The organism is Paenibacillus sp. J2R1T-4 (genome assembly GCF_059692235.1).
Genome location: NZ_JCAUBA010000012.1, coordinates 47403 through 71759, shown reverse-complemented (window position 1 = coordinate 71759; position 24357 = coordinate 47403). Strand labels below are relative to the sequence as shown.

Genomic DNA, 24357 nt, shown 5'->3' with positions numbered 1-24357 from the left:
CAACTACCCCTTGATGGATCCCACCATCAGACCTTTCATGAAAAACCGCTGCAGGAAGGGATACACGAGAATGATCGGCAACGTTGCGAAAATGATAATCGCCATCTTGATCGTGAATACCGTCACCCCCGCACTGCTCGCGTCCATCGCATCCTTCGCGATCCCCCCGTCATCGACGACCATATCGCGAAGAATGAGCATGAGCGGCCATAGGTCCCGCTTAGACGTGTAGATGATCGCCGAGAAGAACGTGTTCCACTGGGTCACGGCATGGAAGATGACGAACGTCGCGATCGCCGGCTTGGACAACGGGATAATGATACGGGTCAGCACCGTAATCTCGTTAGCCCCGTCGATGAACGCCGATTCCTCCAGACTGGGCGGGATTTCACTAATGAAATTTTTCATCAGGATCAGGTTGTACGCTCCAAGCGCTCCCGGCAGGATCATGCTCCATAGCGTGTTGTACAGATGCAGCTCCTTGACGAGGAAGAAGTTCGGAATTAATCCGCCATTGAAGAACATCGTGAACGTGATGAGAATGAGGATAACGTTGCGGCCCTTGAGATCTCGTTTGGACAGCGGATAAGCTGAGACGAGCAGAAGCGCGATATTCAGAGCCACCCCGAATACCGTGATCAGGATCGTGTTACGGTAGCCGGACCACATAAGAGGCATATCGAAAATTTGCTTGTATGCGCCGAACTCGAAGTGGCTCGGGAACAGCAGCAGCGGATTGTCAAGATATTCGGAATAAGGCGTGACGGATAGGACCGCTACATAATAAAAGGGAAACAAGCAAGCCAAAGCGAAAATCCCGATGCACAAATAGTTGATGATGTCGAATAATCGGTCACTGATGGATCTAATCTTCAAAACAACGGCCTCCTCCTCGTGATGCGTTAGACTGGTATGTCGGCTCGAGGATTACCATATGCCATCCTCTTTGAACAGCTTGGCGATCGTGTTGCCGATCAGCAGGAAGATCAGCCCGATGACCGAGGTGAACAGCCCTACCGTCGTCCCGAAGGAGAAGCGCCCGCCCAGGATGCCGACCCGGTACGCGTACGTCTCGAACACTTCGGATACGCCCAGATTCAACGGATTCTGCAGGACGAAGATCTGCTCGAAGCCGTTGCCCATTATCTGTCCGAGCCTCAGCAGAAACAGTACGACGATTGTCGATTTGATGCCTGGCAGCGTGATGTGCCACAGCTTCTTTAGCCTACCCGCCCCATCGATGCTCGCCGCTTCATATAGCTCCGAATTGATGCCGGCGATCGCAGCGAGGTAGATGATACTGCCCCAGCCCGATTCCTTCCAGATGCTGCTAAGGATGACGATCGGACGGAAGTAGTCTGGATCGGCGAGGAAGAAGATTGGGTCGAAGCCCAGCTTGACCAGAAGAATGTTCACCACGCCCCACGTTGGGGACATGAAGTTGACGAGAATGCCCCCGATGACGACCCAGGAGATGAAGTGGGGCAAATAGATGATCGTCTGTGACACCCGTTGGAAAATCATGCTGCGCATCTCATTCAGGAACAGAGCGAGCAGGATCGGGAACGGGAATCCGAACAGCAGCCGCAGGATGCCCAGATAGAACGAGTTCCAGAAAACCGTGTAGAAATCGCTTAGCCCAAACATGTACCGGAAGTTGTCCAGCCCGACCCAGGGACTGCCAAGGATGCCCTTAGCGAAGTTGAAGTCCTTGAACGCCATGATGACGCCGTACATCGGGATGTAGTTGAAGATAAAGAAATAGAGCACGCACGGAATTAGCAAGATGTATAAGTATTTTTTTTGGTTCAAATAGCGAAGCGTCTGCTTCCAGCTGGACACGCCCATCTCGTTCACCTCGGATCGTCGTTGTTGGCTTAAGTGTACGATTTCCGGGCCAGGCGAACATCTACGAACTATGGAGAAATGGATACGATTTTTAGGTGAGGTCTGGGACATGGGTTTAGTACTGTTGGCGGGGAAGCGTAGAAAGCAGAAAGGAGCTTCCCTCCTATCCGGGAAAGCCCCTAACTTTGTAAGGTGGTTCTCAAAATTCTGTTAGTCCAGCCTACTTCTTCTGCTCCGCCCGCTGTTGCCTGAAGATATCATAGATATCCTTCGTCAGGATGATTCTATCCTTGTCGTTCGCATAGAAGCGCTGGTACCAGTCGTCGACTAGCTTGCCGCCCGCCTTCTCCCATGCCGCGATCGCATCCTGCTTGGCCATGTCCGGGGTATAGCCCGGCGTCAAGATCGCCTTGATCCAGATGTCGCCGTCGGCAGAGCCAACCTGCTTCGAAGTCGCGGTCAAGATCATCTGCAGCTCCTTCGACAACTGAGGCATCTGCTCGGAATGCGTCGGCCCCGCAACCTGCAGGTCGAAGTTGACGAACTCCGAGTTCATCTCGAACATCGTCTTGACCTTTGATTGGAGCGGGTCCTGCTCGTCCAGCTTGTGCGTCCCGTAATAGCAATTGCCTGCCAGGAGCGGCGATGCCAGCATCGCATAATCGCCCGTGCCGAAGTTGAACTCCGCCCGCCATCTGTCGAGATTGAGCATCTGCGGGCATTTGCCCGGGACGGTCATGCTGTGTACGCCCTCGAACCCGTAGTACATCGTCTTCATGAATTTCTCCGAGGCGGCAAAGTCCACGTATTTCATCACCGCTTCGAGGTCCTTCGCCCGGGCGTTGACGACCCCCGTCATCTGGATCGGATTCACGAAGACCGGATTGAACTGCCCGACTGACGTCTTCGGAAAAGGCATGACCGTGAGCTCGGCTTCCGGCACATTTTTCTTCAGCGGCAAATAAAAGTCGGTGTAGAACGTAATCGGGACGTTAAACTGTTCCATGTAAATGCCGATCTTCCCGTTCAGAAAATCTTGTTTGGCTTTCCACCCGTTTTTGTCATTGATATAATTGCGGTCGACGAGCCCTTCGGTGTACAGCCGTTTCTTAAATTCCGTCACAGCCGCGATGTTCTCCCATCCATGCACGAGCTCGCCCCCCCGCACAACAAAATCCGGATACGTCACGCCGAACATTTCGTCCAGCACCGCCCCGGAGTTGTAGGACATGGCGATTCCGTACGTGTCGTCTTTGCCGTTGCCATCCGGATCCAGCTCGGTGAACGCCCTGGACGCGAGAAAGAGCTCATCAGTCGTGCGCGGAATGTCCAGCTTCAACTTATCCAGCCAGTCAGTGCGGATGAACAACCCCCGCATCGGGATTGTTTCGTTGATCCGCCCGAACTGATACAGCTTGCCGTCCGCTCCGGTCCCGGCCTTCACTAGGATCGGATACTTCTTCAACTGCTCCTTGTAGGTTACGCTGTATTTCTCGATCATGTCGTCGATCGGACGCAGCAGCCCCTGGTCGATCCATGGGAATTTAATCTGCGGCGCGTATTCGAGAATCAAATCCGGGGCTTCCTCCGCGGCGAACAGCGTATTCAGCCTTTGCTCCGACTGAATGCGCGGCACGGAGACGAATTTCACGTCCACGGGTCCGTTCTCGTTGATCCAGCGAGTGATCCGATTGTTCTCGACCGTCCCTTCGCTGGACGGAATCGTGCCGCGCTCATAGATCGATACCGACATACTTCCCCGCTGGCCTGTCGCCGCGGGGGGCTCGCTATTCGATAGCTCCCCGACAGACCTGCACCCGGACGCTAGTGCTAGGAGCACCGTTGCGAAGAGCACCGGCAGGAAGAAGCCCTTGTTGCGGAAAATGATCATAGCCGTTGTCTCCCCCTTTTCCGATCGACTTATGGTCTGGTCTGATACAGCTTGCGGTATTCCTTAGGCGAATGGCCGGTCGCTTGCTTGAACAGCTTGGCAAAATAGTTTGGCAAATCGTACCCGATCTCGCCGGACACTTCCGTCACATTCATATCGGTGTTGGCCAGCAGCTGCTTCGCCCGCTCCATCCGCAGGTCGACGAGGAATTGCACGAAGCTGCGGCCGGTCTCTTTCTTGAACAGATGGGAGAAGTAAGCCGCATTCAGATGAATGTGCGACGCCACCTGCTGCAGGGACAGAGGCTCGGCAAAGTGCTCCTCGATATAGCGCATCGCGCGGTTGATCGCGCTAGCACTGTATTTCATCTGCCACTCCTGAAAAGCCCGCAGGAACGCGTCCGTCTCCACCGCCATCCAGCAGCGCGCCTCCTCCATCGTGCGGCACTCATGAAGCTTGCCGATTCGCTCGGTCAGCGCCTGCGGATCGTACACGCGCTCAAGCTGCTTGCGGGCGGTATCCAGCAGGGCGAAGCTGAGCGACAACGCCTCGATCTTCCACGTGTCGGTCTTGATGCAATACGCGCCGATCTCCTCAATCTGCGTATCCAGGTAGCCCCGCAGCGCCTCCACCTGCCCGGCGGCAATGAACGCGACCGTCTGTGCACGTATCAGCTGCTGCCGTGCCCGATTGATCGGGAACGCGTCCAAGACGCCGCTCCCGATTGCACTGCTGCCGCGGTCCTCTGGCTGTGCCGATCGCGCCTCAGCGGCTGCGGACTCGTACATATCGGGCAGCTCCAGTAGGCGCGGTACGAGGCCGGCCGGCGAGGCGAGCACCACCAGCCCGAGCAGCTGCCCGATCGTCCGACAGACGGCCTCGCCGAACGGCTGCTCTTGAGTCGAAGGCTGCAGCAGCAGCCCGAACCGGCCGGCCTCGATCAGCAAGAGCATGCCTGAGATCCCATGTGTGTCCATCATCTCACCGATGATATTCAGGACGGCGAACTGCAGGAGAGGTACATCCTGCTTCTTGAACTGCTTGTGGGCAGGGAAGAAATCCGAGATCTGAAACACGAGAAGCCGCTGGTCGGCCGCCTTCCCCTCTAGCTCCGCCAGCAGCTCCGCAGGGTACGGAAGCCGCAGGAGGATAGAGCGCAGCGTGCTCTCGAGCCACAGCTGGTGCTCGCTCGCGGCCTTGCGCGCCTTCGCCTGACGCTCTGCCAGGAGAGCTTCCACCTTCGACAACACTTCGTCGATGTCATCTTTGCTGCACGGCTTGACCAGCAGATCGAGCGCGCCGTACCTTAGAGCGGTCTGCGCGTATTGGAAATCCTGATACCCCGTGATGACGATGAATTCAATCTGGGGATACCGGACCTTCACCCGCTTCAACAGCTCCAAGCCATCCATGATCGGCATACGAATGTCCGTCATAACCAGATCCGGCTGGCAATCCGCGATTAGCAGTTCGGCCTCCTGTCCGTTATCTGCCTCTCCGCATACGGTCCAGCTTGTGCCGGAGCCCGCGATCATTTTGGCCAGTCCCTTACGGAACAACGGCTCATCTTCAACCAGTACGATGCTTGTCATCTGCCGCTCCTCCTTCCGTAAGATAGATCTCCCTATGGCTCTCACTCAGGATTTCATAAGGCAATGTAAGCCGGATTAGCGTCCCCGGGGACAGAGGCCGGATGTCCAGGCCATACGGCTCTCCGTGCACCAAATGAATGCGCCGCGCGACATTGCGGATACCAATGCTCTCCCGCTCTCTCCGCTCCTCATAGACTCCCTGGTCTTCCAGTGCCCGGCGGATCGTCTCAGGCGACATGCCGCAGCCGTTGTCTTCGATTTCGACGATGAGCTGGGCTCTTGGCTGGAATTGCAGGAACGCTCGGATCGACAGCCGTTTATCGGAAGTCTGGTCCTGGAAAGCATGGACGAACACATTCTCCACGAGCGGTTGCAGGAGCAGTCGTTGCAACCGGCCTTCCAGCAGTTCCTCGTCGGCTTCGATGCAGACCGTCAGCTCCTCGCCGTGGCGCGCTTCCTGGATCGTCATGTAATTGCGAATCTGGGCCAGCTCCTCCCTGAGCGTGCTCGGAGTGGAGACCGAAGCGAGCGAGTAGCGCAGCAACTCCGAGAGGCTGGTCACGAGCGAAGCCGTCTCGGCGTCGTCGTACAGGTACATGATTTTCCAATAAATCGAATTGAGCGCATTATGCAAAAAATGAGGATTCAATTGGGCCTGCAGTGCCTTCAGCTCGGCCTCCTTCTCGCTCAGCTTGCTGACGTACACCTCTTGGATGAGCGATTGGATGTCGGCGACCATCATATTGAAGCTGTCCGCTAGGAAGGCGAACTCGTCATTCGACGTCTTCGGGATCACCTCCCGGAAGTTTCCCTCCCGCACCCGCTGCATCGCCCGGACAAGCATATGCAAGGGCCGCAGCATCTTGCCGCTGAAGAACGAGACGCTGAGCGCCATGAGAAGGACGCTGACCAGTCCCGATACTAAGGCCAGTTGGTACACACTACGCCCCTTTACCTTGATATCCGCGAGCGAGATACCGCTCACCAGAGAGAACGATCGGGGCTCGTAGACGCTTTTCACGAACAGGAAGTCCTCGTCGTCCAAATGCTGGATGTACATGCCGGCCTTGTTGTCCAGTTTCGGCTCATGGCCCTTCCGGCCTTCCGGTTCCAGGCTGTACAGCAGCTTGTTATTCTGGTCGTAGATGTACGTCCCAGTCGTCCTACCGGCCATCAGCGGATCAAGCGAGCCGCCGAGGAACGTCTCGTCCAGGATCAGAATCATCATGCCGTACACCGTTTGCTGCTTAGTCGACTTCAACCACCGCGCCGCGACCAGATTGCTTTTTTTCTTTGAGGGCTCTGACGAATCCGTAATCTCCATGCGCTGCCAGACGATCTCCGCCGAGCCCGGCTTCATGGCCTGCTTGAGAAGCTCATAGAACTCGGGAAATTTGATCTGGATCGAAGCGGTCGATTGGTTGAAATAGACGTTCCGCCCTTGCAGATCTACTATATATAGGCCCCGGATCTGCGGCGACTCGTATTTGAGCGGGAAGAGCACTGAGGACAGCTCGCGCTCCAGCATGAAGTTCCGATACGCCTCGCTCTCTCCTTCTCCCGGGACGGCGTGCATGCTCTGCACATACTGCTCCACCATCGGGTGGAAGAACACGAAGTCGGTGATCCGATAGATGTCCTGGATTTTGAACCCGATCTGTTCCATCGTCTGCTCGCTCGTCTTCCGATATTGCTTGCTGATTTCGCCTTCGAACAAATTCAAGTTAATGCGATACGACACATACCCGGTGACGATCGAACACACGATGATGATGACCGAGAGGCTCAGGATGAGCTTGACCTTGAACCGCTGATTGATGTAACGGATGAGCGATGGATGCTTCATGGGGCCAGGATTCCTCCGATACCAAATAAAAGCAGAGAAGCCGCCTTAGCGCAACTTCCCTGCCCCCACCTATTTACTGGGTCAAACATAAGCGTACCAAATCGTCTACGTGGGCGGTCGCTAGACATTCCACCGTATCGGCGGCACCGTAGTAGATTTTCACTTCGCCATCGTTCTCTAGAATCATGCCGCCCGGGAAAATCACGTCGTTGCGGAAACCGCCCTCCGTTTCGTAGCCGACCTCGGGCGCGAGCAGTGGCTCTTGGTACATGCCTACGATCTTGTATGGGTTGTCCGAATCGAGCAGCATGATCCCCGCCGTGTACCGCTTCCGCCAGAAGGACTCCCAGCCGTTTTTGCCTCGAGCCGGGTCGATGTCGACCGCGTGGAACAGAGTCAGCCAGCCGTGCGGCGTCTTGATCGGCGGAGCGGCTGGACCTAGCTTGTCGTTCGCGAACGGTACCTTCTCCAGACCGAGCAGCAGCTCGGTGTTGCCCCAATATTTAAGATCCGGTGAGTCGGAGATCCAGATGTCGAAGCTGTCCCGGCCACTTTTGCCGTACACTGGGAATGGACGCTCGAGTCGAACATACTTGCCGCCGATCCGCTCTGGGAATAGCACCATGTTGCGGTTGTCCGGCGCCGACATGCTCAGCACCTCGAAGTTAGCGAAGTCATCCGTCACTGCAATGCCGCCTCGGACCCCATGCTTGGTGTCGACCGCGAAGCAGAGGTAGCACCGTCCGTCCATGACGGTCACACGCGGATCGTACGTACGGATAATCTCGTCGTCCTCAAGCCCGAAGCACGGTTGGGGCTGCACGTCCCAGTGGATGCCGTCCTTGCTGTAAGCGAGCCCCAAGTTCGTCGTATTGTGCGGCAGCAGCGTTTCACTCGCCGCATCGCCGTAGTCGTTGCGGAATACCATCACGTATTGGCCTTCATATTTGGCCACGCCGGCATTGAAGACGAGCGCAGGCTTATAGGGGACATCGTTCGCCGTCAGAATCGGGTTGCCGGGATAGCGTTTTATGATCGGGCTGGATTTAAGCGAGCCGATGAGCGTCATAGCTGCATCCTCCTTAATTACATGTCCTCCTTATTGTAATAGATTTCGTACCCTTCCACAGCTAGCAACAATTGAGAAACGGATAAAATTTTTAGGTTGTCGGTTTGTTCAGGTTTTATTTGAAGCAAAGTACCTAACGATTCTTCTCCTTTATGCCGCAACGGTTGCGGTATTACCTGCTTCATAGGAGGTAGACGGACCGCTTCCGACGTATTCAAGTCTGAATTCCTGGCAGTCGCCAGCGTATTGATCGTAGCGGTCCAGAATCTCCTTCGCTCTCGGCACATGCCATTGAAGCAGTCTCATCTTCCAACCGCCTATTCTTTCGAAGCGTGGGGTGGTGCAAACGACGGAACCTGCGATTCTGATCAGTTCCTCCGCAGTAATGGACGGTCCTCCGCACAACGTTATCAACGAGAAAGAATAGTATTTAGAAACCCCCTTCAAATGTATCTGAAGGGGGTTTGCTTGTCTAACAACACTCATTCATTAAAAGAGGGGTTGCCGCCCCTCTTCTACTTCTCCTCTTTCGGCCACCCACCCCATATGCCCATGCAATTGCCGTCAGGGTCGACAAATTGGAAGCTGTAGCCACCGCCTGGTTTATAGACCATCTCCTTGACGTCAGCGCCCTTCTGCCTCATCTCTTCGTAGAGTTCATGGATGTTATCCACTTGAAAAGAGAAGAAAATCTTCCTTTCCCCTTTGGCGGAGACAAATTCCATTTTCGGAACCTCATTCGTATGGATCAAACCGAACCCCATCCCGTTCACATTCAGCCAAGCTTCCTCGTCACCTTCGTTGTAGGGGAAGCAGAAGCCGAGCCCGAACATGCCCGTATACCACTCCACCGATTCTTTCAAATTTCTTACCGGTACTTCTATTACTTGTAGATGAAATCTCTTTGCCGTCAACTACGATCCCTCCCAACATGGTTCTTCAATAGTATATAACGGTTCCCTGAGTATAAAAGAAATGGTCATCCCAAAACTTTTTTCGAGAAGATTCGCATCAAATGACCGTTCGGATCAAGAAATTCAAAGTAGAAGTACTCCTCCTGCATGCAAACTTTGGCCACGTCGATGCCACAATTGCGAAGTTGCCTATATGAAGTGAAGATTTGCTGGATGTTTCCGCTTCGAAACGCTCGGATAAAAAGCTCCATCCGTTCCCGCGACATCCCGTCAGCCGAAGAAGACAGAGCGGGTTTCGGGCGAGTATCGGCATCCGGTTCCGGGGTATAACGAGCTAATCGGAGGCGGGCCCGTTTTAGCGCTTCCTTCACAGCGCCTTCCGTGGAGCCTAATTGGGCCGCGGTTTCTTTGGCTGTAAATCTGAATACTTCTATCATTAAAAGCAGGATGGATTGCCTGACAGACAGACGCTCCGCCATGACCTCGAACGCTTCCCTGACATTCAGATCGTTCACCGTTTGATGCGCGACATGCTCATCCAACAGCGGCACCTCGCGAACGGTTTTCGTCCGATGGCGATCGATCCATGCGTTTTTCGCAATACGGAACAAATAAGCCCGGTTCATCGCTGACTTCTCGCTGTAAGCCCGATAGGCTTTTTCAAGTGTAATTTGATACAGGTCTTCGCCATCCGTACCGTTGCCGGTGAGACGTTTGCAATATGCTTCTAATACACCCAAATGAGGCTCTAACTGTTCTACAAACTTCACATGTGGGATAGGTGATCACCGCCGTCGTCGCTTATATGCCCAAATTATACCATATCACTAGTTTTTATCATTTATTTCTTCACATATCATGGCAATAAGTTCCTGTAGACTTTTTGTCCCAAGGTCTCCTTCGCCACGTTTTCTGACAGCTACTGTTCCCGAAAATTTTTCGCTTTCTCCGATTATAAGCATATACGGTACTTTTTCTAGCTGAGCCTCGCGGATTTTGTATCCCAACTTTTCGTTACGCCCGTCCACCTCAACTCGTATGCCGACATCTTCAAGAGCATTCTTTACTCGAAGAGCATAGTCAAGGAAGTGATCCGACACTGGTAACAACTTTACTTGAACTGGCGCAAGCCAAAGCGGAAATGCACCACTGTAATGTTCCGTTAAAATGCCAATAAACCGGTCTATTGAGCCATACACTGCACGATGAATAACAACTGGTCGGTATTTTTCCGATTATCTTACGCTATAATGCCCGATCAAGATAACCTTGATTGTTTCGCAAGTCATAATTACGCTATGCAGCGAATAATCTGAGAGAGATTATGCGGTTAAGAAATGGTTTTAGTCAAATTGTGCGACACCAAGTGCGAACCTCTAGCGACCAAGGATAGTAAAGGACCCACTCGGGTCCTTTTTCTTTGCAAAGCCCATTTCCAAGACAAGGGAGTGATTTTAGTGAGTCGAAAGTTGGTTCTCTGCCTTATCATGGCGCTAATTTCTTTAGTGCTACATGGTTGCCAATTCTCCCAGGTCCCGTTGACAGCTGACAATGTTTCAACGGAACAGGTGCAGTCTCAAACACCTTTCCTCGACAGCACAACACCTAACCTGCCTAACCTCAGCCCTGTGGAAACTCCTATGCCTTCTCCATCAACGAGCTTTTTCTCCCAATCCAGCTACGAGATCGATGATCCGATAAATCTGATATTTGCAGGGGATGTAATGTTTGACTGGTCTGTTAGAGAAGCCATAGCGCAACATGGTCCCGACTTTCCATTCTTACACGTTAAAGAGCAAATAGAAAAAGCGGACTTTGCCTTCGTCAATCTCGAAACAGCTGTAACGCTGGAGAGTGCCAAGGATACGAATCAGATTTATAATTTCAAATCCAATCCAGAATCACTCATGGGGCTAAAGAATGCCGGGTTTGATATGGTTTCGGTAGCCAATAATCATAGCATGGATTTCTTACAGAAAGGGTTCCTCGATACACTTGAAAATCTAGATAAAGCTGAACTGCTCTATGTTGGAGGTGGTATGAATGCTAAGGAAGCCTATAGCGCCAAAAATGTGATTTTAAATGGGAAAAAGGTTAAGTTTCTCGCGTTCTCTCGGTTCATCCCTACCGGAGAATGGTTCGCGGGAGTTAACAAGCCTGGGATCGCACAAGCGTACGACCGCAAGCCGGTGTTGGAGGCTATCGCCCGGGAGCGAAATGAAACCGATTATTTAATGGTTTACATTCATTGGGGAGTCGAAATGAACAATCGGCCTGAACCTTGGCAGCGAGAGTTCGCCAAACAGATGATCGACTCCGGGGCGGATGCAATCGTCGGCAGCCATGTACATGTGCTGCAAGGATTTGAGTACTATCAGGGGAAGCCTATCGCTTATTCTATTGGCAATTTTCTCTTTCCCGACTATGTAAGCGGACCGAAAGCTGATACGGGATTGCTCTTTCTTACGCTATATCGTGATCGGATCGATATGTCTTTTACTCCATATTACATTGAGAAAAACCAGATTATATCCAAAGGCGAAGAGTATGTGAGTAAGCAACATAGCTATCTAGAATCGATTTCCTATGGGGTGACCATGGATGGTCCAACTATTCGGATGCAAGAACGGATGGCCAGTCGTTGACGGTGTTTTATGATCCTTACTCGAAGTGTTCCTCTTCAAGATAGATAACCTCAATCTCGTTAAACTCATTTTTCAACTTCTCGACAAGAGACTTAACACCGAATATCTCTGTAAATGTATGGCTTAGTCCATCCTGAACCTGGATTTTTCGTTCTCTCCGTCTCCACGTTCAATAGCCCATTGCCGTTTGCTTTTAATCAACGGGAAAAATACGTTGCAAAACCGGCTCCAAACCATCAGCCATTCGCAAGAATCCGAGGTCCGTTGGATGGGCGCCGTCAACCGTGCATTCATGCGCGTTTTCGCCGAGAAACTCGGACCCGTCGCAAAAAAAGATGTTTGCGTCCCCTCTCTCCCGGCATTGCTCAACAGTCCGGATCTGGATCAGCTTCCGTTCCGCCCTCTCCTGCGCCATTTGGGACTGAAATCTTTCTTTCGCATGGGTAATTCTTGAGATAACCAGAATGGGTGTGTATGGATGTTTCTCCCTATAGATGGCAATGAAATCCGGAAGCGTCTTTTGCAGCTGCTCTGTGGAGACATTCCCCACGTAGTCCAGGATCAGGCATGCCGGGTCCTCAATTTCCGCAAGTATGCGGGCGAGCTCCGGTTCCCCTTTGCCGTTACCCGAAAAGCCCAGGTTGAGAAACTCCAGGTTAAACCTGCGGCTGAGTATGTTCGTGTACGCCATTCCCGGACGGGAGGCGCAGCCGCCCTGCGTGACGGAGGTGCCGTAGACGACGACTTTTTTATCCGAGTAGTACGACGGCGGCGGCGCGACCTGCGCGTCTTTGTCCAGCCCGATGAGCACTTCCTCCACGCCCTGATACAGCGGCATATTCAGCGTTACTGTCCGCTGTTCTTTTTCCATGCCCGCAAAAAGCACGCTTTCGTATTCGGCAAGCCGGTGATCGAATCGGGTCGTGCTGTAATAGTACTGCTCACCGACATCACCGATGTAGCAGTCAAATCCGCACTGCCCCGTTGCCGGCATATGGTACATGTTGGCCGCTCCCGTGAGCTTCACCTTTACGGAGAGCGCTGTGGAATCGGTGGTAAACCGTATTTGCCCGCCCGCCGTGCAATTCGCCAGTATATCCACCGCCTCAGGCAGCGCCCAGGCGGGGGCAGCCGGCAACCTCCTGTAGCGTCCCTCCTGCCGCCGCCAGGCAAAACCCGCCACCTGGAACGGTTCCTCCGTCGGCGCATACCAATTCAGATTGTTGTCGTCTGACTGTTCAATTCGCATGTTAGCGTCCAATTGTATCGCGTTGACTGGTTTTTCTTTTCTCTCCATTGTTCCTTCTCCTCCTGACTATACTATTATTTATTTAAAACTATCATAACGGCACCCTGGTGACTAAATTGGACAGTCGTAGAAAAAAAACGGCCGGGCCAAGGGTTTCTCCCTGACTAACCGTCTTTCGGGTTTCATTTCATATTTTTCCCATAATCTTCCTCTCCCTCATACCCGCAACCTTATCCAACCATGGCAGGGTGAGCCGAAATGCCCGGATCTCCTGCCAAGTGAGCTTCATTTGACCAGCTAAATTGGAAGGCTTACGGCTCGCGTAAAACTGCACCTCCATCCCGAGTGACTTGACGATATATTTCATACGCCGAATGTGAAACGAATTGGAGACGACAAGGCATGTTTCGAGGCCACGCTCCTTCATCAGCAGCTCGCAGTTGACCATATTTTGCACCGTGTTGCAGGACCATGTTTCAACCACAAGAAGCTCCGGCTTTACGCCACGGTGAATTAAATATTCCCGCATTATTTCCGCCTCACTCTTCGTCGAGCCTACGGACCCGCCCGACAAAATTATGCTGCGGTAATTGTGCCTATCCATAAGCCATAGAGCCGTATCCAGTCGTTCACGCAACAGAGTATGCATTTCGTCGTTGTCACAGCGGTAGCCGAGCACGATTAATGCATCTGCATCCGCATGATGCAGGGCAGTCGTGTGCATCCAAATATAATATCCGAGCGGTAATGCGACGATGATGCCTGCTATTGTCAGTAGTATAGTCATAACGGTTTCCTTTTCTCTATCCTAATTCGATATCCGTGCTTCCTGTTGGGACTAGCCTTTGACGGAACCGATCAGCGCTCCGCGAACGAAATATTTTTGAATAAACGGATACACGCACAAAATCGGGACGGTCGATACTAGGATGGTCGCATATTTTAACGCTTCTCCTACGATTTGAAGGTCAGTGGCAGCCGAAGCTTCACCATTCATCATTTCACCGGAAAGCACGATGTTACGTAAAAACACTTGAAGAGGGAACAAATTCGCATCGCGCAAATAAAGCAGTGGGCCCAAAAAGTTATTCCAGATGCCAACGGCGTAGTACAGACCAATCGTAGCAAGCACTGGCTTGGACAGCGGTAGGACGATCCGGAAAAAGATCCCGACCTCCGACAAGCCGTCGATTTTCCCGGATTCCTCCAGCTCGTGCGGCAGACCCGAGAAAAACGTGCGCATAATGAGCAGGTTCCAGGTGGCAACCGCTCCGGGCAACACCATCGCCAGCACCGAATTGACTAATCCGAGTTCCTTGACGACGAGGAACGTCGGAATCATCCCGCCGCCGAAAAACATTGTGAATACGATGAGAATCATGATCTGTTTTTGAAAAATCATATGCTTCTTTGAGAGCGCGTACGCGCCAAGAGCCGTTATGATTAAGGATGTCGCCGTACCCAGTATCACGTATATGATGGTGTTCCGGTAGCCCGTCATAACACGACCGTCCTCAAACACATACCGATAGTTGTCGAGGTTCATGTTTTTCGGCCACAGCCATACCGTGCCTTTGGCAATCGAAACCTTGTCGCTCAGCGAGATGGCAAACATGTAGATAAACGGGTACAAACACGACACCGCAACCGCAAGAAGCAGCACAATATTAATAACATCAAATAGTTGAAATCGTTGTTTCATCTCGGGGTCACCGTCCTTCCGTTTCCGGGATTGTTACCAGAGGCTGTGCTCGCTCAGTTTTTTGCTGACCGTATTGGCCGTGATGATAAAGATAAAGCTGATGATGCCCGTAAATATATCGATGGCCGTCGCATAGCTGTAATTGCCTTGAGACAAGCCGACTCGGTAAACGTAGGTGCTGATGATATCCGCCGTCGAATAGGTGACAGGAGTCGCGAGCAAATATGCCTTCTCGAAGCCGACCTCGAGAATCTTGCCGATATCGAGCAGCAAAATAATCATGACAGCAGGGATAATGCCCGGCAGCGTGACGTGGGTCATTTGCTTCCAGCGGTTCGCGCCGTCGATTCGCGCAGCCTCGTACTGCTGAGGGTCAATGGCGGAAAGCGCCGCCAAGTAAATGATCGTCCCCCATCCGATATGCTGCCAAATATCCGTCGACACGTAGATGGTCCGAAACCAGGACGGTTCTACCATGAAGGTAATCCTCTCAAAACCCAATACATCGATCATATTGTTCACCAGCCCGCCTGTCGGCGACAGGAACATGACGGTAATTCCAGCTACGACAACATTGGAAATGAAGTGCGGCAGGTAGCTCACCGTCTGCACGAACCGCTTGAACAGCGCGTTACGGACTTCATTCAGCAGTAGAGCGAGAATGATCGGCGCAGGGAAGCCAAACACGAGCCGGTACAACCCCAATAAAAACGTATTGCGGATGACCGGCCAAAAGTCGGGGCTTTCGATAAACCTGATAAAATATTTGAAACCCACCCAGTCGCTCGCCCAAACGCCTTTGAACAGACTGTAGTTTTTGAACGCGATCACTATGCCAAAAATCGGCACATATTTGAACACGACGTAATAGAGAAAGCAAGGAAGGACAAGAAACAGCAAATACTTGTCCCTGATGAGCCTGCGAGTCAGCGTGTTGGTGCGGGAAGGCATCATGGCGATCCGCTCCTTTCTGGTGTTGAATGGCTTATGTTTCATTCGGTTGAAAAGAAAGGAACCCCACGGCCGGCAGCTATCGCCTGCCGTACGGGAGTCCTCGTTCTCGAGCAAGGCAATACGGCTTATTTCTGCGAGCTGAACTTAAGCGTACGCTCGTAAGCTGTCTTGTTGATGTCCAAAGCTTTCTGTACGCCCAGCTTTTTCACTTCCGCCACATAAGCGTCCCATTCGGTCAATGGGCGCTGCCCCAACACAAACTTGGCGATCTGTTCTTCCTTATATTTGTTGACGTTGTCGTTTACCGCCGTAATCGACTCGTTTTCTTGGTCGGTGTAAGCAATTCTCGGCTGCGGTTTCGCTTCGTACTTTTCAATCTGCTCGTAGCCCTTCTGCATGTTCGGCGAGAACATTGCGAAATAACCGCTCATGTCAAGCACCGTATAGGCTCCATACGTGGCAATACCCGTTTTCTTGCGCAGGTCGGCAAAGTTGACGAATTCCGGTTTAAACTTCTTCTTGCCGTTCTCGACCGTGTACGTCTCGCCTTCCTTGCCCCAGCTCGCCACCTCGGTTCCTTCCGGAGAATAGAGGAAGTCCATATAACGGAATGCGGCGTCTTGGTTTTTGGACACGGCAGAGATAGAGAAGCCCATCGACAGGAAACCCGGGTAGGCGTTCTTCGGCGTTCCCTTCGGTCCACCCACCGGAGGAATCATGAAGTTCATGTTGAATTCCGGGTTGTCCTTCTTGAACGTAATGTTCAGCTCGTCTATCGAGCCGATGTAGTCGGATCCGATAAACGATTTGTTTTGGGCGAACAGATCCTGCCACTGCTTCCGGTTCAATGCCATGAAATCCGGCGGGACAAGCCCTTCCTTATAGAACTTGTTCATATATACGACCAATTCCTTGAAGGTATCCTCGATCGGACCGTAGAGCCATTCCTTCTTGTCGTAATCATAATACGTGCCGTTCCAGGTCCCGAAGCCCGCAGCCATGTTGGTGAGCGGGGACAACCCGGCAAAAATGCCGATCGGGAAGCTGTTCGGGTAAATTTCCTTCAGCTTCTTGGCGACCGCATACAATTCGTCGTAGTTAGCCGGCGTCTTCAGATTGTGCTTGGCAAGCACGTCTTCCCGGTAAATCCACGAGCGACGCGATTCCTTCTCCAGCCCGTAGAGCGGGAATATGTAGCTTTTGCCGTCCGCCGATAGCACCGTTTCTTTCACTTCCGGATGCGCGTTCAGAAAGTTCTTGTAGTTCGGGAGTTTGTTTAGATGATCTAATACGTTTACGAAAGCGCCGCTTGCGCCGAGTTTATTGGCCAAGGTAAGGCTCGGCATGTTCATAATGTCCGGCAGCTCGCCGGAGGAAATCGCCAGATTGACCGAAGTCGTATAATCGTTAGGCGGAGCTTGCACCTTGATATCGATATTTGTTTTTTCTTTAAAATATTTGTAGAGCGGCCAATCTTCTTTATATGGCCAGCTGTTGTGCGTAGCCACCATCATGCTAAGCACGGCAGGAGTATTACTTGCCTTCGCCGTGCTTCCTTGCTCCCCGTTTCCCTGCGATTCAGTTTCTTTACCGCCGCATGCCGCGAGCAAGGAACCAACGATTGCGAGCGTAGTTCCCGCAGTCAAAACTGCTTTCAATCCTTTTTTCATCGAACACAATCCTCTCCGTTATTGAATAAAGTTAATCAACTTGATTTATTATGTAGGCAGATGTTCACCTAACAAAATACATAATGTTCATTAAGAGCTATTAGTTTGATTACTCTCATAACGACAAACTCTCTACGGGGATTTCAAACACCTTTCGAATGACAAGTCCTGCGGCAAGCGTAGTTTCTGCCGGTGGATGGGGAAGGTGGATAATTTTTACGCCTCGGCACGTTTCCGGTATATTCTCCAGCACATGGCGTTTCAAATCGGGCATCAGGATATCCGCGAACTGCTCTATTACGCTTCCCGTAATCATTAAGTGATCGGGGTTGAGGAATGTGACCACGTTGCTGACGGCCAACTCGATGGCGGATACAATTCTGCGGAACAACCTGACCGCTTGTCGGTCGCCGGCTCTTACACGGGATGAGAATTCCCCCAATGTCAGCCCCTCATTTCTGAAGATCCCGCTTACTGAAGCGAGAGTCGTAAGACAGCCGGAGACGCCGCAGTGGCACTTATAGGCATCTTCCCCCGAAAAAGCTTTATAATGCCCGAACTCGCCCGCTACAAAGGTCGAGCCCGTCACGAGCTGTTTTCCGACTACGATAGCGCCGCCGATTCCATAACCGAACTTCAGCGTAATGTTATGGTCCGAGCCGCTCAGCACGCCGTTCATATTCTCGTTGAGAGCGAGCAGATTCACGTCGTTCTCGAAATAGAACGGCAGCCCGTAAGCATCCTCCAATCGTTCGACCAGCGGGAAGTTGCCCCAGCCCAAACCTGGAAGCCTGAGCGCGAAGCCCCGCTTCGTATCGACCAGCCCTTGCACACTCATACCGACTCCCTTGATCCTGCTTTTGTCCGGCACGTCGGTCATCAACTCGTCAATAACCGACCGAATTACCGTCAACAAATGGTCTACGCTCTCGTATTTCTCCACATCCCTGTACGTCCTTTTGATTGGTTCCTGCTGGAAATTACACAGGGAACCACTTACATACTTGCCGGCTACCTCGATGCCAAGTGCGAACATATTCGAGCTGTTCGTGGTCAAAGGCACAGGCTTACGTCCGCTGCTGCTAGTCACAGGCGTTCCTTCGAGCACCATCTTCTCCTCCAGCAACCGATTGACGATATTGGTCACCGTTTGCTGCGTCAGTCCGGTTTTCTCGGCAAGCTCCACTCTGGAAATAGGTCCCTCGGTATAGATGAGATAATGCACCTTCTGCTGATTGATCGACTTTAACAGCTGGTAACTTTTCACTTTAACACCCGACATTCGATTCGATCACCTGCCTTAATTAGACTGTCTGCGTTCTGTTAAACTGTTGAAGTCACTAACTTTTAACCAATTACGAAATCCCGAACAAGAACCGCTGGATCGCCACCGCCACTCCATCCTGCTCATTCGTATCCGTCACAGCGTCCGCAGCAAGCTTCAATTCCTGCTCTGCGTTTCCCATTGCAACACCAAGACCTGCTGCGCGAATCAGATGCAGATCGTTATGACTATCACCGATCGCCATCACTTGGTCCATAGTGATATCCAGGATTTCGCATACGCGCGTTACTCCAGCCTCTTTGGTGATCCCTGCGTTGGAAATTTCCATATTAATCGGCGCGGAACGGGTTACTTCCAAAGTACCGAAGGCCGATACCTTTTCACGCAACGCAGCAATGACATTCAAGTCGTCATGATGGATTCCGAACTTCATCCAGTTCCTTTCGAACATGTCGAGCGTCCATTCGTTCCTGCCCGTCAGGCTCTCTACGCTGTATCCCCAGAACCCTGCATCCGCATCCACGGCAATCGAGTGGAGCCGCCGAACCTCGTCCTGTTTAAGAAAGTGTCGTTCCCACAGCTGCCCAGGACCTTTCCATATTTCTGCCCCGTTCAACATTACCATTGGAGCTTCCAACCGGAGATCATCCCAGAATTGTCCGGCCGTCTGCATACCGCGTCCTGTCGAAAAAATAACAGTGACCCCGGCTTCCACCGCCCGACGGATCCATGTGCGCGTATTCTGCATAATTTGTTTGTCTTCTGTTAGTGTGGTGCCGTCTAAATCGAGAGCGAGCAAACGATAATTTGCCATTTGAAGTACCTCCCCTGAGTCTAAATTACCGATAAATGAACCGGCGGAACTTCAATCAATAATTTATCCTTTGACAGCGCCCAAGGTCGCACCCTGCATGATCATCTTTTGGAAAATTATAAATACGATAACGGAAGGTATCATGGCAATCGTTACGCCCGCAAACAAAGTCACCCAATCCGTAGTGTATTCCATCATTTTGTTAGCTTGATACATTTGCACCGCGATCGTATATTTTTTCGGATCGCTCAAGTAGATGAACGGGCTCATAAAATTGTTGTAGTATCCGAGGAACTTGAAAATGGCTACGGTAACAATCCCGGGTGTGGAAAGCGGCACGATGACCCGCCAAAACACTTGAAAGATCGAAGCACCGTCAATATGCGCACTTTCCTCCAAATCCTTGGGCAAAGACTTCATAAAGCCTCCCAGCAGCATCAAGTAAAATACACTTTCTCCTAAGGCCGACAGCAAAATCAAACCAGTCAGGCTGTTCGTTAAATGCAGCTCCCGCATGATTACAAATTGAGGAACTAGGGCATTAATGCCGGGAAGGAATAATGAAAGCATGATCAGGCCCCAAATGAGGTTCCTACCCTTGAATTCCATCCTCGTCAGCGCGTAGGCATTAAGTGTAGTAAAAAAGAGACTTAAGACAAGGCTTCCGCCCACATAATAAAGTGTGTTTAACAAGGATCGGCCAAAGCCATATTCGGTCCAGGCAGTGACATAATTCGACCATTGCATTTGTTTGGGAAGGGCCCATAAATCCTTAAAAAATTCCGGGTTGGTCTTCAAGGATTCATAAAAAACCCATGCCAGCGGGAAAAGTATCGTTATTGCCCAAATATACAAACCCAGACGCCAAATGACGTCCATTAGTGTCCTTTTTTCTTTCAACCCGAATTCACTCCCCACGTTAGAACAGTAATAACTAGAACTCGACTCCCCGGTTCGGCAAAAATTTGTCCATTAGGAGCTTGGCTGTAACCAGGATGACGAACAGGATCATACCGACAGCAGATGCGTAACCATAGTTAATGTACTCTTTTCCGAATGCCAGGTTGAACATATATAGACCAATCACATCCGTCGAACCAGACGGGCCGCCGTTTGTCATGATTAATATCAGCTCGAAGGTTTTCAGTGTACTTACAACGAGGAACAGCACACTTACGCGCACGACCGGCATAATCAGCGGAATAGTGATCTGGAACAAGCGTGTCATATGGCCGGCGCCTTCCAGAATGGCGGATTCATAAAGCGATTTGGGAATAGCCGTCATGGCATTGACAAAAATAATTACGTACAAGCCTACACCACCCCACACCCATGGCGGGATGAGCGCCCAGATCGCCGTGCTTTCGCTGCCCAGCCAGTAAAAGTTCTTCATGTCAATGCCGATAAGCTGGAGTGCTCCATTCAGCAAGCCGTAAGTCCCATCGTAGATGAATGCCCATAAAAGAGCGACTACAACGATCGACAGAACATTAGGAAAGAAAAACAGCACTTTAAGGAATTCGTTCTCGAAATACGATTTATTCGTAACCAAATAGGCCAGGAGCAAAGAAATTAGTACAACCAAAGCCGGAACCGTGATCATAAATATGACGTTATGGCCGAGTGCACGCCAGACATACTCATCCTGGAGAGCAGCAGCAAAGTTCTTGAGCCCGACAAACTTGGGTTCCGTCATCCCATTCCAATCCAATAAGGCATAGTAGATCGATAATATATTCGGAAATAACGTAAACAGTAAGTATCCGCCGAAAGGCGGGACGATGGCTAAGATCAAAAATATTAATTTTTGCGTTTTCGCTTTTTCCAGCCCCATTTTTCGAAGCGGAGTCTGCGAATCATTCAATACCGTTGAGTCGGACAAGGGAAGTCAACTCCTATTATGAAATAAAAGCGGAGAGGAATTCCTCCCCGCTCGTTTCTGTTTATTTCTTCTGTGCTTTAACAGCTTGCTGCAGTAGGTCTTCCGCTTCTTCAAGCATTGGTTTAGGATCCTGCTTGCCCAAAACGATTTTCGTAATCGCTTCGTCTCTAACCTTTGTCGCTTTGGCCATGTTCGGATCCGAGATGCTGACGGTTCTGTGCGCTTTATATGTCCGTGCATCGGTTTCCTTAATGTACTTCAATATGGCTTGAGCGGAACTCGAAAGTTTTGCAACTTTTGCGGAATCGTTGATTAAATCTTTACGCATCGGGAGAGCCCCTGATTTTTCAGCCGCAAATTGTTGGTTTTCCAGTGTCAACAACCAGACAATAAACTCCTTGGACCATTTCTTGCTTAATTCCGGTTTGGCTGCCCACATATAGTTGAAGTTCGTAATGCCGCTTTTAATCCAAATTTTCTGGTTTTTGTTCTCGACGAAGGGAACCGCCATATAGCCCCATTTGAAGTCATCAGGTGTCGACTTCTTCATTTCATTCTCTACGTGGCTTCCTGTCGATACCATCGCAGCTTGCCCTTGAATAACCTGCATCTGGGACTGGGTATGCGTTAATGCAGGCAAGCCTTCAGGGAAATAGCCTTTCTTGCCTAATTCATAAAGACGGTTCCAATGCTCTATACTTTCAGGTGACGTATATTGCGGGCCCGTATACGTTTTGAAATTTTCAATGTACTTATCCGCGCCGCCTTTCATATCTGCCAATTCAAATATTTTGGCATCGCCGAAGGCCCAGTCGTAATAGCTTGGATGAATACCCGGAAATGTAATTGGAGTGATGCCGGCTTTCTTGATATTTGCGAGAAGGTCGTTAAATTCAGCCCATGTCCGTGGAGTTTGGTTCCAACCGTTTTTCTCGAACAAGGTCTTATTGTAGAACAATCCACCGAACGAACTGGCTGTAGTGAACTCGTATACTTTACCGTTGACTCTGGTGAACGATTCAAACATTCCCGGCAAGATCATGTCCTTAACCGTTTTATCAGGAACGTCCGCAAGCTTCTTGTTGAATAAATCATCCATGGGTTCGAGTTTTCCGGCTTCCGCCAATGGCACAATTCCTGACGCAGGTGATGTGTTAAAAATATCGAACATATCGTTATCGTTGCCTGCTGCAATCTTAGTTTGAATGGTGTTTTTCATATCTGCCGATGCCGTAATATCGAACGAAACGTTCGGATATTTGGCTGTGAAAGAGTTGACAGCATAGTCGAACCATTCGCGCCCGTAACCACCCATGAAAAATCCGACCTTCAGCGTTACTTTCTCGTTCTTCGGCAAACCGTTGTCGTAAACCTCCACTGCTGCGCCCGGTTGGGTCTGGGCTCCCGGATTTTTCTCTGTGTTACCGCTGCTGCACGCCGCCAGCAAGGAACCGAACATGGCGACCGTCAAACTTAGAGCCGTCAGCTTTGCAAAATTTTTTCTCATACTGAAACCCCCTCGAATTAGTAAAAAAAATTGATTTATTAATATAAGCATACAGGCTAACTGTTGACTCATTGTTAAGTGAGCGTATATATTTTGTAAAGGTTATCAGTTCCTTGATGATTAGCATACGCTTACAATTAACCCCTCTATTAATAAATCAATTTTATTTATTATTAATATATCTTGTTTTCTTGAGTTCATCAATAGCAATGTTTCGACAAAATTGATTTTTCTTTCTTTTCCGAAGAAGATGATAGTGGTAAACTGATTTCAATAACGAAACTGTACTGAGCTAAAGGGAGAAGAGGTCGAAATCCCCATTGAAAAATCCTAGCCATTCGCTGCTAAAATCAATCAATCAGCAAAAAGTACTGCATTTGATCTTCTCAGAGCGTCCTATCTCACGGGTGGAACTCGCCCAGAAAACAGGTTTAAGCCAGCAGACCGTAACCAATATTGTTAACCGGCTGCTGGAGGAACAGTTGATCATCGAAGGCGAGCCACAGTCTCTAGAAAGCGGCAGTGGACGCAAGCGGGTCCCTTTACTCATTAACGGGTCCCGCTTCTGTGCGGTCGGCATACAGCTGTCCGGTTCTACCGCCCGAGGTGCAGTTTACAATCTCCAGAACGAGAAATTAGCTGAAGCAGAGTTATGCGAAGAACGTTATCATTCGGAGGATGATTTGCTGCGGGTGGTCCGTGGGGTTCTCGACAAGCTGATTGCCGAAATCCCCGATCCCTCTCAAATTAAGGGCATCGGCTTCAGTGTTTACGGACTGGTCGATTCCAGCCAAGGCATATTGCTCCGCTCACCTGGCCTCGGTTGGAAGCGGATCCCCATAGCAGAGCTATTGGAGACGGAGTATGGAATTCCAGTCTACCTGGAGAATGACACGAACCTGTTGGCGCTCAACGAAAATATGGCAGGAAGCCTGTTGTCCTCTAAAAACAATTTAACGTTTAAATTCGACAGAGGAATTGGCGGTGCGATTGTCGTTGAGAAGCAGCTTGTTACCGGATCCGGCTTTGTGGCCGGTGAATTGGCGCATTACAAGGCATTTGCCCCTCCCTTTGCATACAACTGCTATTGTGGAGGGAAGGGGTGCCTTACAACGCTAGCTTCCACATGGGGATTAGACAAAAATGCCGGATTCTCACTCGAACAATTCCAGCACGCATGGAGTTCGAATGAGGCGGATGCCTTGCAGCTTCGCGATGCTCTGACAGCTGCGATTACGTTGGCCATCTCCAATACGGTCACACTGCTGAACCCCGATCACGTTTTAATAACCGGACGGGTGCTGCAAGCACTGGGCGAATCATTCGCGGAAGAACTCAAGACGCGTGTGCTCGCCAATGTCCCTGAGACTTACCGGAATGTAGAGTTTATTCACATCACAGATATGGCTGACGAAACTGCCCTCGCTGTCGGCCTTGTACTGCAAAGCATGTTCAAGATTTCGCTGGACAGCTTGTCTTTGTAAAAATG

At 50.9% G+C, this 24357-nt stretch carries 21 protein-coding genes and 2 pseudogenes; 2 read left to right on the top strand and 21 right to left on the bottom strand.

Translation table 11 applies throughout. The features are described 5' to 3' along the window. Positions 1 to 3 precede the first annotated feature (3 nt). The 10 genes and pseudogenes from AC58QD_RS19780 to AC58QD_RS19735 form a co-directional block, all read right to left on the bottom strand. Entirely contained in the window at positions 4 to 876 is an 873-nt protein-coding gene (locus tag AC58QD_RS19780) for a carbohydrate ABC transporter permease (protein WP_497336431.1), read from the bottom strand. Between the two features lie 51 nt (positions 877 to 927). After that, positions 928 to 1959, bottom strand: a complete 1032-nt coding sequence (locus tag AC58QD_RS19775) for an ABC transporter permease (protein WP_497336429.1) — start codon at positions 1957 to 1959, stop codon at positions 928 to 930. A gap of 109 nt (positions 1960 to 2068) precedes the next feature. After that, positions 2069 to 3739 carry an extracellular solute-binding protein gene (locus tag AC58QD_RS19770; RefSeq protein ID WP_497336427.1) on the bottom strand — a complete coding sequence of 557 codons (1671 nt, stop codon included), beginning with the start codon at positions 3737 to 3739 and terminating at the stop codon, positions 2069 to 2071. 29 nt (positions 3740 to 3768) lie between these two features. Continuing rightward, entirely contained in the window at positions 3769 to 5331 is a 1563-nt protein-coding gene (locus AC58QD_RS19765) for a response regulator transcription factor (protein WP_497336425.1), read from the bottom strand. Next, positions 5309 to 7177, bottom strand: a complete 1869-nt coding sequence (locus AC58QD_RS19760; protein ID WP_497336423.1) for a sensor histidine kinase — start codon at positions 7175 to 7177, stop codon at positions 5309 to 5311. Before AC58QD_RS19760 ends, AC58QD_RS19765 begins: the two co-directional genes overlap by 23 nt. Before the next feature lie 73 nt (positions 7178 to 7250). Beyond that, the gene (locus AC58QD_RS19755; protein ID WP_497336421.1) at positions 7251 to 8246 is read right to left on the bottom strand and encodes a glycoside hydrolase family 130 protein; all 996 of its coding nucleotides are present in this window, start codon (positions 8244 to 8246) and stop codon (positions 7251 to 7253) included. A gap of 150 nt (positions 8247 to 8396) precedes the next feature. Further along, the gene (locus AC58QD_RS19750; RefSeq protein ID WP_497336419.1) at positions 8397 to 8552 is read right to left on the bottom strand and encodes a hypothetical protein; all 156 of its coding nucleotides are present in this window, start codon (positions 8550 to 8552) and stop codon (positions 8397 to 8399) included. Positions 8553 to 8761: 209 nt separating this feature from the next. After that, positions 8762 to 9160 carry a VOC family protein gene (locus AC58QD_RS19745; RefSeq protein WP_497336417.1) on the bottom strand — a complete coding sequence of 133 codons (399 nt, stop codon included), beginning with the start codon at positions 9158 to 9160 and terminating at the stop codon, positions 8762 to 8764. 65 nt (positions 9161 to 9225) lie between these two features. Then, on the bottom strand, positions 9226 to 9900 hold the full coding sequence (locus AC58QD_RS19740) for an RNA polymerase sigma factor (RefSeq protein WP_497336415.1): 675 nt from the start codon (positions 9898 to 9900) through the stop codon (positions 9226 to 9228). 87 nt (positions 9901 to 9987) lie between these two features. After that, positions 9988 to 10395, bottom strand: a pseudogene (locus AC58QD_RS19735) (His/Gly/Thr/Pro-type tRNA ligase C-terminal domain-containing protein); the annotation flags it as partial. A 222-nt stretch (positions 10396 to 10617) separates the two neighbouring features. Here AC58QD_RS19735 and AC58QD_RS19730 point away from each other — a divergent pair. Next, entirely contained in the window at positions 10618 to 11805 is a 1188-nt protein-coding gene (locus AC58QD_RS19730; RefSeq protein ID WP_497336413.1) for a CapA family protein, read from the top strand. A 16-nt stretch (positions 11806 to 11821) separates the two neighbouring features. On the opposite strand, the pseudogene AC58QD_RS19725 reads toward AC58QD_RS19730, so the two are convergent. From AC58QD_RS19725 to AC58QD_RS19675, 11 genes and pseudogenes are all read right to left on the bottom strand, one after another. Next, positions 11822 to 11929: pseudogene (locus AC58QD_RS19725) on the bottom strand (Nif3-like dinuclear metal center hexameric protein); the annotation flags it as partial. 69 nt (positions 11930 to 11998) lie between these two features. After that, positions 11999 to 13102 (bottom strand): SGNH/GDSL hydrolase family protein, encoded by a 1104-nt coding sequence (locus AC58QD_RS19720; RefSeq protein WP_497336411.1) that lies wholly within the window; start codon positions 13100 to 13102, stop codon positions 11999 to 12001. 139 nt (positions 13103 to 13241) lie between these two features. Next, on the bottom strand, positions 13242 to 13841 hold the full coding sequence (locus AC58QD_RS19715; RefSeq protein WP_497336409.1) for a YdcF family protein: 600 nt from the start codon (positions 13839 to 13841) through the stop codon (positions 13242 to 13244). Positions 13842 to 13892: 51 nt separating this feature from the next. Further along, positions 13893 to 14756: a carbohydrate ABC transporter permease gene (locus AC58QD_RS19710; protein ID WP_497336407.1), complete on the bottom strand. Its 864-nt coding sequence runs from the start codon at positions 14754 to 14756 to the stop codon at positions 13893 to 13895. Between the two features lie 33 nt (positions 14757 to 14789). Continuing rightward, positions 14790 to 15707: an ABC transporter permease gene (locus tag AC58QD_RS19705; protein WP_497336405.1), complete on the bottom strand. Its 918-nt coding sequence runs from the start codon at positions 15705 to 15707 to the stop codon at positions 14790 to 14792. 128 nt (positions 15708 to 15835) lie between these two features. Beyond that, positions 15836 to 17380 carry an extracellular solute-binding protein gene (locus AC58QD_RS19700; RefSeq protein ID WP_497336403.1) on the bottom strand — a complete coding sequence of 515 codons (1545 nt, stop codon included), beginning with the start codon at positions 17378 to 17380 and terminating at the stop codon, positions 15836 to 15838. Positions 17381 to 17495: 115 nt separating this feature from the next. Further along, the gene (locus AC58QD_RS19695; RefSeq protein ID WP_497336401.1) at positions 17496 to 18662 is read right to left on the bottom strand and encodes an ROK family protein; all 1167 of its coding nucleotides are present in this window, start codon (positions 18660 to 18662) and stop codon (positions 17496 to 17498) included. A 73-nt stretch (positions 18663 to 18735) separates the two neighbouring features. After that, entirely contained in the window at positions 18736 to 19479 is a 744-nt protein-coding gene (locus AC58QD_RS19690; protein WP_497336399.1) for a Cof-type HAD-IIB family hydrolase, read from the bottom strand. 63 nt (positions 19480 to 19542) lie between these two features. Then, positions 19543 to 20379 carry a carbohydrate ABC transporter permease gene (locus tag AC58QD_RS19685; protein WP_497336397.1) on the bottom strand — a complete coding sequence of 279 codons (837 nt, stop codon included), beginning with the start codon at positions 20377 to 20379 and terminating at the stop codon, positions 19543 to 19545. A gap of 34 nt (positions 20380 to 20413) precedes the next feature. Beyond that, entirely contained in the window at positions 20414 to 21361 is a 948-nt protein-coding gene (locus AC58QD_RS19680; protein WP_497336395.1) for a carbohydrate ABC transporter permease, read from the bottom strand. 61 nt (positions 21362 to 21422) lie between these two features. Beyond that, the gene (locus AC58QD_RS19675; RefSeq protein WP_497336393.1) at positions 21423 to 22868 is read right to left on the bottom strand and encodes an ABC transporter substrate-binding protein; all 1446 of its coding nucleotides are present in this window, start codon (positions 22866 to 22868) and stop codon (positions 21423 to 21425) included. A gap of 320 nt (positions 22869 to 23188) precedes the next feature. Here AC58QD_RS19675 and AC58QD_RS19670 point away from each other — a divergent pair, with 320 nt between their 5' ends. Continuing rightward, positions 23189 to 24352, top strand: a complete 1164-nt coding sequence (locus AC58QD_RS19670) for an ROK family protein (protein WP_497336391.1) — start codon at positions 23189 to 23191, stop codon at positions 24350 to 24352. Positions 24353 to 24357: the final 5 nt, after the last annotated feature.

Bases quoted from the DNA above. Each gene is read 5' to 3' on its own strand.
- AC58QD_RS19775 (WP_497336429.1), bottom strand. From the start codon at position 1,959: ATGTCCCAGACCTCACCTAAAAATCGTATCCATTTCTCCATAGTTCGT.
- AC58QD_RS19770 (WP_497336427.1), bottom strand. From the start codon at position 3,739: ATGATCATTTTCCGCAACAAGGGCTTCTTCCTGCCGGTGCTCTTCGCA.
- AC58QD_RS19765 (WP_497336425.1), bottom strand. From the start codon at position 5,331: ATGACAAGCATCGTACTGGTTGAAGATGAGCCGTTGTTCCGTAAGGGA.
- AC58QD_RS19760 (WP_497336423.1), bottom strand. From the start codon at position 7,177: ATGAAGCATCCATCGCTCATCCGTTACATCAATCAGCGGTTCAAGGTC.
- AC58QD_RS19755 (WP_497336421.1), bottom strand. From the start codon at position 8,246: ATGACGCTCATCGGCTCGCTTAAATCCAGCCCGATCATAAAACGCTAT.
- AC58QD_RS19750 (WP_497336419.1), bottom strand. From the start codon at position 8,552: ATGAGACTGCTTCAATGGCATGTGCCGAGAGCGAAGGAGATTCTGGAC.
- AC58QD_RS19720 (WP_497336411.1), bottom strand. From the start codon at position 13,102: ATGGAGAGAAAAGAAAAACCAGTCAACGCGATACAATTGGACGCTAAC.
- AC58QD_RS19715 (WP_497336409.1), bottom strand. From the start codon at position 13,841: ATGACTATACTACTGACAATAGCAGGCATCATCGTCGCATTACCGCTC.
- AC58QD_RS19710 (WP_497336407.1), bottom strand. From the start codon at position 14,756: ATGAAACAACGATTTCAACTATTTGATGTTATTAATATTGTGCTGCTT.
- AC58QD_RS19705 (WP_497336405.1), bottom strand. From the start codon at position 15,707: ATGCCTTCCCGCACCAACACGCTGACTCGCAGGCTCATCAGGGACAAG.
- AC58QD_RS19700 (WP_497336403.1), bottom strand. From the start codon at position 17,380: ATGAAAAAAGGATTGAAAGCAGTTTTGACTGCGGGAACTACGCTCGCA.
- AC58QD_RS19695 (WP_497336401.1), bottom strand. From the start codon at position 18,662: ATGTCGGGTGTTAAAGTGAAAAGTTACCAGCTGTTAAAGTCGATCAAT.
- AC58QD_RS19690 (WP_497336399.1), bottom strand. From the start codon at position 19,479: ATGGCAAATTATCGTTTGCTCGCTCTCGATTTAGACGGCACCACACTA.
- AC58QD_RS19675 (WP_497336393.1), bottom strand. From the start codon at position 22,868: ATGAGAAAAAATTTTGCAAAGCTGACGGCTCTAAGTTTGACGGTCGCC.